We start from the raw sequence: 15,301 nt of genomic DNA, 5'->3' as shown, positions 1-15,301 counted from the left end.
AATGAGAGATTTAAACGCAAATGGCACCAAGGCGTGTGCGCTAATATTAAATAATGAGGACCAATCTCCAATTGCATCTAAGCAATCAATGAGATTAAAAATAGGAATGCTTTTATTTGCCCTACTCATCTTGAGTATAGGGCAAATACAAGCGCAGATTTCATTTGACTCAAGCAATTTAAATTTTAACGGATTCCCCGGTGTAAATAATTCCACGGCACTGGAGTTTGGCCCAGATGGTAATTTGTACGTCGTAGAGGAAGATGGTTTGGTAAAAGTGTATACCATCCAACGCAATGGTCCACAAGATTATGTGGTTACCAACGCAGAGGTATTGACATTAGTCCAGAGCATTCCCAATCATAATGATGATGGTACCGCAGATGGGAATAGTCAAAGACAATCTACAGGTATTACGGTAGCTGGGACCAGCACTAACCCTGTTGTCTATGTCTCTTCCAGTGACCGTAGGCGTGGTGCCGGCGGTGGCGGGGGAGACGTTAACCTGGACACCAACTCGGGAGTTATTACCGAACTGACAAAAAGTGGTGGCAATTGGCAGGCCGTTGATATTGTTAGAGGTCTCCCAAGATCTGAAGAGAACCATGCTACCAATGGTTTACAATTCAGGACTATTAGTGGTGTAGATTGGCTAATTGTTAGTAGTGGAGGTTTTACCAATGCAGGTTCTCCCTCTCTTAAATTTGCTTACATCACAGAATATGCCTTATCCGGGGCGGTACTGGCCATTGATCTGGATGCTATTGCAGCTTTGCCAACTCTCAATGATGGCGCTAGGAATTATAAATATGATATCCCTACCCTTGATGATCCAACAAGGGCCAACGCAAATGGAATTACAGATCCGAACGCTGCCGGATATGATGGTATTGACATTAATGACCCCTGGGGAGGTAATGACGGACTAAATATGGGGATGCTGGTTCCAGGCAGTCCTGTAAAAATGTTTTCTCCTGGTTATAGAAACACCTATGATCATGTGATTACACAAGACGGGCATGTTTATGTTACAGATAATGGAGCCAATGGAACATGGGGCGGATTCCCGGAATTTGAAGGAGACCCGGCACAGGTCAATAATGATTACCGGCCAGGGGAACCCGGTAGTAGCGGTCCTGATGCCGCACCTAATTCAACCCCTTTTGATCCCCAGGTTAACAATAGTGATCATTTGAACCTCGTGACCACAGATATTGATAGCTATACATTTGGTTCTGTATATGGAGGGCATCCTTGCCCTGTAAGAGCTAATGTAGGAGCGGGACTATTTACCCGGGGTACACACACTACCTCCAATGCCCCCGGCGAACCATTTACAGATTCATATTTTAGAACTGTTCCCTATGATCCTAACGGTTCTGGTGATGCGACAGATCCTCTAAAAGCTTTACCTGCCAACTGGCCTCCTGTAGATCCAAGTTTGATAAATACCGATAATTCAGATTTCAGGCAACCCACACTTACGCCAGGAGTAAACCCTGAAGGTCCGGATGACATTATTGTAGTGAATTGGAGCAACAACACCAATGCCATTGCAGAATATACTGCTTCTAACTTCGGTGGTGTTATGCAGGGCGACCTTATTGCTGGTAAAGGTGGCAATCTACATAGAGTAGACAGAGATGCCAGTGGTAATATTGTTGCGACCGAACAAAACAAATTTAGTGTTTCAGGGAACGCCCTGGGACTAGATTGTCAGGGAGACGGCGATATATTCCCGGGAACAATCTGGGTAGGAAATTATAACGGTGATAATATAGTGATCTTAGAACCCAATGATTTTGTAACCTGTATCCTTCCTGGCGAAACCGGTTATGACCCAAATGGTGACAATGATTCTGATGGTTATACCAATGATGATGAAGATCAGAACAATACAGATATGTGTTCTGGAGCTTCTCAACCTACAGATTTTGATGGAGACCTAATATCCGATTTGCTGGATTTGGATGACGATGGCGATGGGATAAATGATAATTTAGATCCCTTGCAATTAGGCACACCATTTAACCTTCCCGTAATTAACGAATTATTCCTGGGAACTCCTCTTGGAGGATATCTGGGATTGGGATTTACCGGCCTTATGAACAACGGGGATGCTAACCCTAATTATTTAGATTGGCAAGATGACCCCAATGCTTCAACCACAGATGTAGATGATATTTTAGGGGGTGCCATTGGCGCAATTACCATGTATCAAACCACAGGAGATGCTACCAATAATACCCAGGAAAAGGCCTATCAATACGGCATTAACACAGACAGTGGTTCTGGCAGTTTTACAGTCCACGGACGTATGTTTGCTCCTTTTCATACTTTTTCAGCTACAGAATCACAAGGAATGTTTATAGGGGATGGCTTCCAGGATGATTATGTAAAGTTGGTGCTGGGCCAAAACGATGAACTCAGCGTGGTGGGTGAAAATAATGGAGTGGGGGTAACCTATGTTGCTTCTACAGATATTGGATTCAATCCAGGCCCGACTACCGAAAACTTAGACCTGTTCTTTGTTATTAATTCGGCGACTGGTAGTGTACAAGCCAGATATCAGATAGATGCCGGGAGCATTAATGATTTGGGCGCGCCCTTTACGCTCCAGGGAGATGTATTAACGAGTTTACAAAGTGCTGCCCAGCCATTAGTGGTGGGTATTATTGGCACTGCAGATACTGACGATGCCTACGGCGCCGCATGGGATTTTCTTAATGTAGCTGGTGCTGTACCATTTATCACCCAAACGTTAGAAGACCTGAACAGGATTGTAAATGATGCTAATGAATTAATAGGTTTAGATGCTTTTTTCAATGATGATGGTGGTTTAGGAAATCTCACCTTTACAGTGGAATCAAATACTAATCCAAGCATCGGAGCCTCAGTAAACGGAACTAACTTAACACTTACATATCCTGCAACCCCGACAAGTACGGTCATAACTATAAGGGCTACAGATACAGATAATTTGTTTGTTGAGCAGTCTTTTACCGTAAATGTGAACGAGGCCCTGGTTCCAATTTTAAGGATTAGAGCCAATGGCGCCACCATTACGGCTACGGATGCTCCTAATCCGGATTGGATAGGCATTACAGCCGGTGGGGCTCAGGGAGGTACTTTTAATGGAATTACTTACAATGTTAATACCGGTAATCTCTCTACACACAACATATCAGGAAGTCATCCATCGGTTCCATCGTATGTACCGCAAGCCATCTTCGCAAATGAGAGATGGGATCCGGGAGCAGCACCGGAAATGGAATGGACATTTGGTTTGCCTAACGGAAACTACCTTGTTCGCCTGTATATGGGCAATGGCCATGGCCCAACCGGAACACCCGGAACCCGGGTTTATGACATTTCAATTGAAGGGCAATTGGTAGAGGATAATCTGGATTTAATAACCACATTTGGCGATCAGCTGGGAGGGATGTTAGAATATCCAGTGACCCTTACAGACGGTACTATTAATGTGCTTTTTGAACATTTTATAGAAAATCCGCTGATCAATGGAATTGAAATACTTGGAGCCGGAAGTTCTAATCCTCCGATTACTATTGCCACGGTTCCAAATCAGATAAACAATCTTGGCGATACCCCGGGATTAAGTATTATTGCAAGCGGAGGTAGCGCTGGTGAAACATTCACCTATGCGGCCACAGGATTGCCACCAGGCTTATCAATAGAGCCTACAAATGGTGCTATCCTTGGAACCATTTCGGCAAACCCTAATGATGCAATGCTCTATAATGTTGCCATAACTGTGAGCAAACCATCTTCTGCCCCGGCAGTTGCAAATTTCACATGGAATGTTGTTGATCCAAATGCGGTTAATTCTGTGATATACAGAATTAATACTGGAGGCGACTTAACTAATTCTAATGATGCCTCACCGGTTGCCTGGGAAGAAGATCAATCAGCAGGAGATGCTAACGGAACAGCCACAACAGGGACACCTTCGACCTATGTCAACACTTCGGCCGAAGATATAACCTTTGGTGCAACCCTTCCAGGGTCTTTTGTTAATACTACAGGATATCCAACCAGTTTATTTTCTACAGAACGCTATAATACTATGGCGGTACCAGATAATATGCAATGGGCTTTTCCGGTTGCCAATGGGACCTATACTGTGAATCTGCTTTTTGCAGAAATTTGGAGTGGCGAAGCTACCAGCCCAAGAGTTTTTGATGTAAATGTAGAAGGCGTCCTGCAATTAGATGATTATAGGGCTAGTGTAGACGGATCACAAATAAATATAGCGAAAGTGGAGACCATGGAGGTTTCCGTGGTAGATGGCGTATTGAATATAGACTTCATACAGGGAACTCAGAATCCGAGTATCAAGGCTATTGAAATCATATCAGCTAGTCCACCGGTTAGCGACGTCTGGACAGCAATAACCAATTTTACAGAACATACCCCAAGACACGAGAATTCTGTCGTACAGGTAGGGGATAAGTTCTACCTCTTCGGTGGCCGAGAGAATTCTGACAAGATAGATATATATAACTATCAGACAGATACCTGGACGGAAGCGGCCTCGACGGCGCCCTTCGAATTTAATCATTTTCAGGCGACAGAATATCAGGGATTGATCTGGGTAATAGGTTCATTTAAAGACAACGGCTTCCCAGACGAAGCTCCTGCAGATAATATTTTCATTTATGATCCAATTGCCGATAGCTGGATGCAAGGCCCCGCAATCCCTGCCGGACGAAAAAGAGGATCTGCCGGACTGGTCCTATATAACGATAAGTTCTATGTGATTGCCGGAAACACAATTGGCCACAACGGTGGTTACGTACCCTGGTTCGACGAATTTGATCCGGCTACAGGAGTTTGGACTACTTTAACAGATGCTCCACATTCCAGAGATCACTTCCATGCCACGGTAGTAGGAGATAGGTTATATGCTGCTGGTGGTCGCTTATCTGGTGGCACCGGAGGTACCTTTGCGCCATTAATCCCGGAAGTTGATGTTTATGATTTTACCACCGGAACCTGGCTACCCGCGGGTACTGTGGATGACTTGCCGAATGCAAGGGCAGCGTCTTCCACCGTGAGTTTCCAGAATCAGGTTGTTGTCATCGGTGGTGAAGGTGGTGGGCAGGCTTATGTAAATACGGATGCCCTTAATGTAGGTACTGGTAACTGGTCTGCCTTGGCCGATCTTAACAATGCGAGACACGGTACGCAGGCTGTGGTTTCAGGAGATGGTATATGGATTACTTCAGGTTCTCCCAACCAGGGTGGAGGCAATCAGAATAATATGGAGGTTTACGGCACAGATAACCCAAGCGGGAGTCCTTTGGTTGCCGGGGCTTTGTCCGGACCGGCATCTATGACCGTGCCGACTACGTCTACAGAAACAATAATTCTTGATAATACAGGTGGGAACCAGGGGATTTTTGTAACAGATATTTCCTTTACCGGGGCCGATGCCACCAATTTTAATGTTTTTAGCATCAACGGAACACTGGTGACATCCGGGAGTAGTTTCGTAGTCCCATCTGGTGGAAGCAGTGCTATTGTGGTAGCTCATACCGGTACAGTAGAAGGAGAACTGGCATCCCTGGATATTTCTTATGGAAGCTCCTCTTCATTAAACATAAGCCTAACTAGTGGTGCCGCACCATCGGCAGTGCTGTATCGTGTAAATGCAGGAGGTGATTTAGTAAATGCAACAGATGCCCCTAATCCGGATTGGAGTGTGGACACAGGCACTTTTGGTGATGCGGGCAACTCACCATATTTAACGGCTTCAACTACCCCTGGGGGTGTATATAATCAGAGTGCAGGTAGCGCTTATCAGGGACCAATAGTTTTAACACACCCATCAATTCCTGCAGGTACTCCAGCAGAGCTTTTCCAGACAGAACGGTTCGACCCAACTGGAGCTCCGGAAATGACCTGGGCCTTCCCTGTAGACCCCGGGACAGAAGTAGAAGTGAGATTATATTTTGCAGAATTATTTAGTGATATAACGGCTGGAGGACAGCGGGTATTTGATGTATCGGTAGAGGGCGCCGTACCAGCTGCCTTTACGGGTATTGATCCTTTTGGAACGGCCGGGGCGCTTGGCGCCATAATGGTTTCACATACCGTTACAGTTTCGGACGGGACATTGGACCTGGTTTTTATTCATGGAGGAGAAAACCCGGCCCTGAAAGCTATCGAGCTTATTGATGTAAGTATTTCTGGTGGTAATCAAGCTCCAGTAGTTACAAACCCCGGAGCACAACAAAGTGTAGAGGGAGATGTAATTAATCTTCCCATCCTTGCTTCAGATATAGATCCGTGTACTGGTTTAACTTATCAGGCAACCAATTTACCACCGAGTTTAACTATTGATCCTGTAACAGGAATAATCAGTGGAACATTAGATGAAGGCAGTGGTAGTGGAACTCCGGGAGCATTTATAGAAAGTGGCGGGGTGGTTATTATTGAAGCTGAAACCGATTTTGTGGATACTGCCGGTGGATGGAACCCATTGAATGAAGGTGGATCAGACTTTCTAGAGGCAAGTTCAAATCATTTTGGCAATCTCAATGGGCAGAATTTGGATTATGATGTAGAGATTTCAACACCAGGTGTTTATAGATTCTTTATGAAGTCGGATATCGGTCCTCCGGACAGTACAACTGACCGGAATGATACCTGGTTTAAAATAAACAATACCCCTGACGTGCACTTTTTCTGTGTACAGGGTGGAGCGCTTTCCAATTCGCAACAATTTTTTGATGAATTAAGCAATCCGGCAAATACCACCAAAACCCTATACTGGCCGGCAGGCAATGCACAAGGCAGACCAGATCATGGAAATGAAGGTCCAGGTGTTGGCGGTTATTTTAAAGTCTATACCAATACCAATGCAAATACCTGGGCTACAAATACCATAGATAACAATGCGTTTCCCATCTATGCTTATTTCCCAAATCCAGGTACTTTTACCATATCCATGTCAGAGCGTTCTGCAGGTCATAGAGTAGACCGTATTGCACTTATACATATAGACGATGTGAGCAATGGAGTACCAACGAGCACACTAAATGGGCCTGAGTCACAACAGGCTGTTGGTGGAACGCCAGGTGCTTCTGAAGACAGTCCATACAATGTCTCCGTTTCGGTTTCAGATGGATGTACTCCTGCGCTAAATACAGTGGTGAACTTTACATGGAATGTTACCGAAGAACCAATAGGAAATCCTGCAGCCCTGGTACAGGTAACGGCAGGATCCGGATTAACCTCTTCAACTTTTGGAAATGATTCTTTCTTGCTCACAAACACTGGTGATGATAATATCGTGAATGTTACCATTACTACTCCGACAGGTTATATGATGGATGTGGTTTTTGATCCTGTTGGGACGGCAGGGGATAATGGGGCCAAATGCCTGACGGCGGGTGGTGCAGGTAATACGGCTGCGGAAGTTGGTATTACGGTGCCGGCCAATGGAGGATCTGACCCTGAAGATTGTGTAAGTGTTTTTGCACTGCCGCACAACGGGGTTAATAATGATGAAGGCTACGATCAATTGACATTAGATTTCACCGATTTCAATCCGGGAGAATCCTTTGCCTTTGGCGTAGATATGGATCCTACCTCAATTAAAGGCGATTTAACTGCTGGGGATGCAGGATCAATTTCAGGTTTTGAAATTATTGGGGCTACTGTTGCCATAGAATTCGCCAGTGGCGTTGTTTATACGTCAAGCTTGTTTGACGAAGGATCTTTGGGTGGTTCAGACGCTATTGTAGATGCGGCGAGTAATGCCCTCATTGCACCGGTTATTACCGTAGACGGACTGGCAACCAACAGATTGGTGAGTACAGCCAACCAGGTAGTAACGGTCAACGGAGAACCAAATGCCTTTGTTACCTTATTGCGCGTTGATGGTCGTTTGTATATAGATCCGGGTAACCCCAATGTAGGTTATGACGTTGACCCTTTTGAGGCCAACGAAGCCATGACCAAAGAATTATACACCATTCAGTTAGATGGTTCAGGAGTTGGTACCATACCCGTTGTATTAACCCAATCTCCGGGGGCGCCTAATACGCCTGATGGCGGTATAAATCATTTTATTGCGGTGACTAATGGAGCTAATAATGATAACAGTATTGCTTCAAATGTAATTGTATTAGAATTTGATCCTAATGCCGTTTTGGCACCGTCTGCCCTGGTAGAAATTACACCGGGAATGGACGTTGATGCAAGTACCTTCTCTGCCAGTAGTTTCCAAATAACCAATACCTCTACAGGTGGATCTCAGATAACCAGTATTTCTATAGATTTAAGTACGGGAATTCTTCCGGATATGGTATTTGATCCTACTGGTTCCGGAGGTGATGCCACCGCGAGTCCGTTTACCCCTAATACAGGGGCCACCGAAGTAGGACTGGTAGTTCCAGCCAACCCGGCCGTTGACCCATTCAGTCAACCAAGGCAGGGCGGATTTGATATCATCACAGTGAATTTTACCGAATTTGATCCTGGAGAGTATTTTGATTTTACAACAGACGTAGATCCCAACAGTATCCAGGGAGTTCCTGGTGCAGGAGCCGCAGGAGCAGTATCGGGATATGAGTTAACAGGCGCTACTATAACCATAAACTTTAGTGATGGTACTACGCTTATCAGCAGCTTATATGAAGATGGTAGTCTAGGTGGTGGCCAGGCAATCATAGCAGAAGCCGCGCCGGCTACCCCATCAATTTCGGTTGTGGGTGTCGGTACCGGACCGGCTACCGTAAACAGTCTAAATCAGGTGGTTACTATAACAGGGAACCCAGGTGATAACGTATCCTTGTTGAATATGGATTCCAGGCTTTACATAGCTTCCGGTGATCCGCCTTTCAATGTGCCGGTTGAGACCTATTATGCCAATGAAGCTATGTCTGGTAAAACGCTGTACACTGGGGTAATAGGCGCAGGAGGTACTGTAGATATCCCCATTACATTGTTAGAAACTACTTCTGGGGATGCAGGACCAGATGGAGGGTTAAACCAATTGGTTGCAGTAACTTCTCTTGTACCCTATACTATAGGCCAACAGGTAAGTATGACATCCAATGTAATTAGCCTGCTCTATGATCCGAATGCGGTAAATGCTGACTTAACAATCAACTATTCGCTTCAGGGAAGAGCGGCCAATAATTACGGTATAGACCTTAGAGTAGATTTTTATGAACAGGGTAGTAGTACACCGCTCTTGCAATTTACGCCAACAGGTTCGTCGGATGGGGTAGCGACAGTTAATGGAATTCCACCAGGAACTTACCTCATGGCAGTTAAGACAAGCAATCATCTGCAACGTGTGCAGACGGTGATCCTTGCCGATGGCCCAAATACGGAAACGGTTGCAGTACTCAATGCAGGTGATGCTAATGACGACAACTTTGTGACCCTGGCAGATTTCACCATTTTGTCTCAAAGCTTTAATCTGCAGACGGGAGATCCCGGCTTTGATGCGCGGGCAGACTTTAATGGAGATGGGTTTGTGACCCTGCCAGACTTTTCATTGTTATCTGGAAACTTCAATACGGCAGGAGAGGATATACCTTAAGAAAAGTGATATTAATTATAGCCCGCAGCAATTTATTTGCTGCGGGTTTTTTTTGTAATTATGCTAAGACCTTGTAAAAGTCATAGATATGGAAGCGGACTCAAAGGTGCCATCATTATCAAAATCGTACTCTGCGGAGTCGAACCCTCCGTTTAAATCAAAAGTGGTTGCCGTAAGGGTCGCCCCATAGGTATCCCAGTCTCCTGGATAATCGTCCCACACGATGGCAAAAAATGAATTGCCTTCAAACTTTTCCCAGAACATTTCTCCGCTGACTGTATAAGCAGCTCGGTCTACAGGGTCTATTGTTAGCGTAAACCTGCCACTACTCCGGACAGACATTGTTACAGAACCGCCATCAGCGACCACATCTATATTTGCACTGTTACCACTAAAACTGGCCCTGGTGGCATCCCAATTACCAGCTAATTCACTGATACTAAATGCGCCGTCTTTGGTAAGTTCTTCATCATCATCTTTGCTGCAGGAAAGGGCAACAAAAAGAATACATATACTACTGACTAAAATTGTTTTTATTGATGTTCTCATAATTTATCGCTTATAATTTATTTGAATAACACTATATCATTCAATAAAAATATTGAGCTATTAGCAGCCAAGCAATGACGAGTGTCATGGTCTGTGGTATTATGCTTACAAATTTGGAAAGAGCCACACAAATGGTTCGGTTGGTCAATGGAAATTGTGGCGGGAAGTAGTGGTCACCTTTTGAAGTGCGCTCCGGGAATTTATTCTTTCATGGTATGATATACATTCTGTACATCGTCATCCTCCTCTATCTTTTCGAGCAATTTCTCAACGTCTTCTACTTGTTCCTGGGATAATTCCTTGGTAACTTGTGGAATGCGCTCAAATCCGGATTCAAGGATTTCAATCTGGCGGTTTTCGAGTTCCTTCTGAATGGCACCAAAACTCTCAAATGGAGCATAGATCAAGATTCCATCATCATCAACGAAGACTTCTTCGGCACCGTAATCTATCATGTCCAGTTCCAATTCCTCAGGGTCTATACCATCAGAATTGATTCGGAAATTACAACTGTGGTCGAACATAAACTCTACTGAACCAGAAGTTCCTAAACTGCCGTCGCATTTATTAAAGTAACTTCTAATATTGGCCACAGTCCTGGTATTGTTATCTGTGGCAGTTTCTATAAGGACAGCAATTCCGTGAGGTGCGTAACCCTCGAAAAGCACTTCTTTAAAATCGCCCTGAGACTTATCAGAGGCTCGTTTAATAGCCCTCTCGATATTATCTTTGGGCATATTAACAGATTTGGCATTTTGAATGACCGCTCGTAATCTGGAATTAGAGGATGGGTCTGGTCCGCCTTCTTTTACGGCCATTACAATGTCCTTACCAATTCTGGTAAAGGCTTTAGACATGGCTGCCCATCGTTTTAATTTGCGACCCTTTCTAAATTCGAATGCTCTTCCCATTTTCTAGTATTTCCTGTTCACGGAAAGCAAATTTAACAAATTTTGATGGTGCCTCCAACGTAATTTACAACGGGCGTTAGCCTCCGGCCAGGATGCTTTCAATACTCTGTGCAAGTTTAAAATCATATGCCGTTACTCCTTCAGCATCATGAGTGCTAAGACGAACATACAAGCGGTTGTACACATTACTCCAGTCTGGGTGATGATTCTGGGCTTCTGCTTCAAAAGCAATTCTGGTCATAACGGTAAATGCCTCTTTAAAATTTTTAAATTCGAACGAGCATTCAATACCGTTATCTACATATTCCCATCCTTCAAGAGCTTTAAGACCTTCCTGGATTTCCTCTTCTGATAATTTTTCCATTGGATATGCTGTTAGTTGATTTGTAGAGTAAATTACATATAGATTTTGACACCAGCAGTATAGCGGTGCTTATTTTGCAATTACATGGTGATCTATGATCTCCTGATATGAGGTTTGCAGGTTTTTTGGGAGTTTATTATCTCTGGGAAGCACTGCTAAAAAGCGCTCTTCATTGGTGGTAAAGACCCGTTTAAATATGGGGTTAAAATTCCCTATCCTTTCCATGATCTCTTTTATAAAATCTTCATGGTGCACCAGGTCGTAACTCCCCAGGTGATATATACCTCCTTTGTTTCGATTTATCAGGTAATGGATCTGTTGCGTTAGCTTATCGTCATTGGTTACATTGATAATAAGGTTAGGAAAAACCTCTATTGGTTCGTTATTCCAGATAAAGTTTTTCATCTCCTTAACTCTGGGAGAAGTATTGCCAAAAACCATAGGTACCCGGAGAATCGCCATTTTCTTTTTAGGCAGCCTTAACATCATATTTTCGATCTTTATTTTAAGACGACCATAAACACTTTCAGATAAGGTTTTATCATACTCATAAGACGGAAATTTACTATAGGCATCAAAGACGTTTGCGGAAGAAAGAAAATAAAGCATGCAATCTTCTTTCTGGAGGTACTCCATCAGATGCTCATGTGCCTGAATTTGGGCAGCGAAATTTCCTCTAAGCGCAGAGATTATTACTTGAGGGCGAACTTTTTCGAGGATACGAATAATGTCGTCCTCTTGCATATCGTACCTTAAGAATTGTTGATTATGCTCAAAAGATTCTCGGGCTGAAAAATAGGTGCCATAGGTGTCAAAGTAATTGCATAATTCTTTATACAACGCATTACCTATGAATCCGCTACCCCCTAAAATAAGTATCTTCTTCCCGCCTGCTTCCATCTTGCCATTTCCTTTTGCCATTGATCAGGTTAACCCTTATAAAATGGAAGTTTTACTACCGTTGCCGGGATGGCATTTTTGCGAATTTGAATATGTATTTTGCTCCCGGCTTCGGATAATATTTTTGGAACATACCCAAGGCCAATGCCCTTAGCCAGAGATGGCGACATAGTACCAGAAGTAACCTCTCCAATCTTTTTCCCTTGTCCGTCAACAATATCATATCCTTGTCTTGGAATACCGCGGTCATCCAATTCAAAAGCCACTAGTTTTCTCTCCAGGCCACGTTCTTTTTCCCTTGCAAGCGCTTCACTATTAACAAAGTCTTTTGAGAATTTGGTTATCCAGCCTAATCCGGCTTCAAAAGGAGAAGTCTCGTCAGTAATATCATTGCCGTACAGGCAATAGCCCATCTCTAGCCTTAAGGTGTCTCTTGCTGCAAGGCCGATAGGTTTGATTCCATAATCGGCTCCAGCTTCAAGTACCTTGTCCCATACTTGCTTAACTTCCTCATTCTTGCAATAAATTTCAAAGCCACCCGAACCTGTGTAACCAGTAGCTGAAATAATAACATGCTCTATTCCGGCAAAATCGGCTACCACAAAATTGTAAAACTTAATTTCGGAAAGATCAACAGAGGTAAGTGCCTGCATAGCTTCCACGGCTTTTGGTCCCTGAATGGCCAGCAGTGAATAATTCTCAGAAATATTCCGCATATCGGCGCCAATAGCGGTGTTATATTTACTAATGTGCTCCCAGTCTTTATCAATATTTGAGGCATTAACCACCAGCAAATAAACTTCCTCCTTAACCCTGTAGACAATTAAGTCGTCAACAATTCCTCCTTTTTCGTTGGGCAGATAACTGTATTGGGCCTTCCCAACGGTTAATTTAGATGCATCATTTGAGCTTACCTTCTGAATAAGATCTATGGCTTTTGGGCCCTCTATCAGAAATTCTCCCATATGGGAAACATCAAATACGCCAACACCATTTCTCACGGTTTCGTGTTCCACATTCACACCTTCATAGCTTACCGGCATGTTGTAGCCGGCAAATGGTACCATTTTGGCCCCGAGGGCTTCATGCGTAGAGGATAAGGCTGTATTTTTCATCTTTTTCAATATTAATAATTATCATTTTGATACCATTTGATACAGTAAAGCGAGAAAATATTCCGGCCTGTTTTGCAATAGATATTTATTGCCTTTTTAGTCTTAAAGGGTAAAACCTCCTATATGGCACCAAATTTGCAGGCAAATGTATCGAATATTTTGCGATACATTGCGTTGTACTCAGGATGTTTTTAATATCGTAATCGGCAAAAGTATTCACAGTTATTACAATTAATTTTCATATTTTGCCGCTCTAAAATTAGTATATGAAGAAGGTTTTGATGATTGTTTTGCTAATGTTCAGTGGCTTTGTGAGTTTAGCACAAGGCGTTCCAACAGATTACTTATCTGCAGAATTCCATAAGGAGAGGAGAGAAGCTGTCCGAGAAATGATGCCTGCCAATACGGTGGCGGTGTTTTTTTCAAACCCAGTGAGAAACCGGGCCAATGATGTCAATTATATTTATCATCAGGACCCGGACTTTTATTACCTGACGGGTTACAAAGAGCCCAATGGGGTACTCCTCATTTTTTCAGAAGATCAGAAAGATCAGGACGGAAAATTATATAACGAATCTATTTTTGTACAGCAAAGAGACGCCCGAAGAGAGCAATGGGATGGTAAAAGACTCGGAGCAGAAGGAGCCAAAAATGTACTGGGTTTTAAGAAGGCATATGAAGGGAGTCAGTTTATCGCACTTGATATGGATTTCAAAGAGTTTGATAAAGTCTTATTTTTTGATTTTAAGAACGATTATCGCAATACCGGAGAGGAGGCCGACCTCTTTAATCTGATAAAGGCTTTTAAGGTAAAAACAGATTACCCTTCAGATTATAACCCCACAAAACAAAAGCTGTATTCCATGATTGCTTCGGCAAACGCGGAGAACAGCAGGGAAATAGTAGAAACCGTACGGAAGTATATCAAATATTATAAAGACCTTCAAAAAGACCCTTTGCTTACTGGCTTTGCCAGTGCAAACAACGATGGCTTGCGCTCTGAGATCAAGGAGAGGGTAAATTTGATGTTGAAATCTAATAATCTGGACTCGGCAATAATCACAGAGATTATGAATACCCTAAGAGAGACGAAAACTACCGAGGAGATAAAATTATTGAGAAAAGCGGTTGAGATATCTGCGGTAGGACAAATTGAAGTAATGAAGGCGATGCATCCCAATATGTCTGAAGCAGAAATACAGGGGATACATGAATTTGTGTATAAAAAGTATGGTTCTGAGTACGAAGGATATCCTTCTATTGTGGGTGGTGGCAACAATGGCTGCATACTTCATTATATAGAGAACAATAAAACAATGGTGGGCAATGATTTGGTACTTATGGATCTTGGAGCTGAATATCATGGATACACAGCCGATGTCACCAGAACCATCCCGGCAAACGGGAAGTTTACCAAAGAACAAAAACTCATTTATGATATTGTATACGATGCCCAGGAGGCAGGAATTAAAGCAAGTAAGGTAGGTGCATCATTTCAGGCCCCCGGAACTGCGGCAAGAGAAGTTGTTACTAAACGCTTGATGTCTTTAGGGATTGCAGCAGATGCAAAGGAGGCCAGAACCTACTTTCCACATGGGACATCTCATTATTTGGGCCTGGATGTTCATGATAAAGGGACTTACCAAAGATTTAAGGCCAATACCGTGATTACAGTAGAACCGGGTATTTATATCCCGGAAGGAAGTAAATGTGACAAAAAATGGTGGGGAATTGCTGTTCGCATAGAGGACGATATCCTGATTACGGAAGATGGCCCGGTTAACCTTTCTGCAATGGCACCCCGTACTACCGAATCTATTGAAGCAACTATGACAGCACCCAGTCCTCTAGACGATTTTGTGTTGCCGGGACTAGATTAGGG

General features: G+C 43.5%; 7 protein-coding genes. 2 read left to right on the top strand and 5 right to left on the bottom strand.

Translation table 11 applies throughout. The annotated features are described in order from the left end of the window. The first annotated feature begins 1 nt into the window (after position 1). Positions 2-9,580 (top strand): malectin domain-containing carbohydrate-binding protein, encoded by a 9,579-nt coding sequence (locus tag J1G40_RS14385; protein WP_265243350.1) that lies wholly within the window; start codon positions 2-4, stop codon positions 9,578-9,580. Positions 9,581-9,643: 63 nt separating this feature from the next. On the opposite strand, the gene J1G40_RS14380 is transcribed toward J1G40_RS14385, so the two are convergent. The 5 genes from J1G40_RS14380 to gcvT form a co-directional block, all read right to left on the bottom strand. Continuing rightward, a complete protein-coding gene (locus J1G40_RS14380) occupies positions 9,644-10,129 on the bottom strand; it encodes a hypothetical protein (protein WP_265243349.1) in 486 nt (161 codons plus the stop codon). 200 nt (positions 10,130-10,329) lie between these two features. Continuing rightward, positions 10,330-11,040, bottom strand: coding sequence for a YebC/PmpR family DNA-binding transcriptional regulator (locus J1G40_RS14375; RefSeq protein WP_265243348.1), 711 nt, complete (start codon positions 11,038-11,040; stop codon positions 10,330-10,332). Between the two features lie 76 nt (positions 11,041-11,116). Continuing rightward, entirely contained in the window at positions 11,117-11,404 is a 288-nt protein-coding gene (locus J1G40_RS14370) for a 4a-hydroxytetrahydrobiopterin dehydratase (RefSeq protein ID WP_265243347.1), read from the bottom strand. Positions 11,405-11,473: 69 nt separating this feature from the next. After that, on the bottom strand, positions 11,474-12,304 hold the full coding sequence (locus J1G40_RS14365; protein ID WP_265243452.1) for a sugar nucleotide-binding protein: 831 nt from the start codon (positions 12,302-12,304) through the stop codon (positions 11,474-11,476). Between the two features lie 29 nt (positions 12,305-12,333). Continuing rightward, positions 12,334-13,419: a glycine cleavage system aminomethyltransferase GcvT gene (gcvT, locus tag J1G40_RS14360; protein ID WP_265243346.1), complete on the bottom strand. Its 1,086-nt coding sequence runs from the start codon at positions 13,417-13,419 to the stop codon at positions 12,334-12,336. Between the two features lie 266 nt (positions 13,420-13,685). Here gcvT and J1G40_RS14355 point away from each other — a divergent pair, with 266 nt between their 5' ends. Next, positions 13,686-15,299 (top strand): aminopeptidase P family protein, encoded by a 1,614-nt coding sequence (locus J1G40_RS14355; protein ID WP_265243345.1) that lies wholly within the window; start codon positions 13,686-13,688, stop codon positions 15,297-15,299. Positions 15,300-15,301: the final 2 nt, after the last annotated feature.

Source organism: Muriicola sp. Z0-33, from assembly GCF_026126425.1.
Lineage (GTDB): Bacteria > Bacteroidota > Bacteroidia > Flavobacteriales > Flavobacteriaceae > JAFMPW01.
This window is presented reverse-complemented; position numbering and strand designations above follow the sequence as displayed.

Bases quoted from the DNA above. Each gene is read 5' to 3' on its own strand.
- J1G40_RS14365 (WP_265243452.1), bottom strand. From the start codon at position 12,304: ATGGAAGCAGGCGGGAAGAAGATACTTATTTTAGGGGGTAGCGGATTC.
- J1G40_RS14370 (WP_265243347.1), bottom strand. From the start codon at position 11,404: ATGGAAAAATTATCAGAAGAGGAAATCCAGGAAGGTCTTAAAGCTCTT.
- J1G40_RS14385 (WP_265243350.1), top strand. From the start codon at position 2: ATGAGAGATTTAAACGCAAATGGCACCAAGGCGTGTGCGCTAATATTA.
- J1G40_RS14375 (WP_265243348.1), bottom strand. From the start codon at position 11,040: ATGGGAAGAGCATTCGAATTTAGAAAGGGTCGCAAATTAAAACGATGG.
- J1G40_RS14380 (WP_265243349.1), bottom strand. From the start codon at position 10,129: ATGAGAACATCAATAAAAACAATTTTAGTCAGTAGTATATGTATTCTT.
- J1G40_RS14355 (WP_265243345.1), top strand. From the start codon at position 13,686: ATGAAGAAGGTTTTGATGATTGTTTTGCTAATGTTCAGTGGCTTTGTG.
- gcvT (WP_265243346.1), bottom strand. From the start codon at position 13,419: ATGAAAAATACAGCCTTATCCTCTACGCATGAAGCCCTCGGGGCCAAA.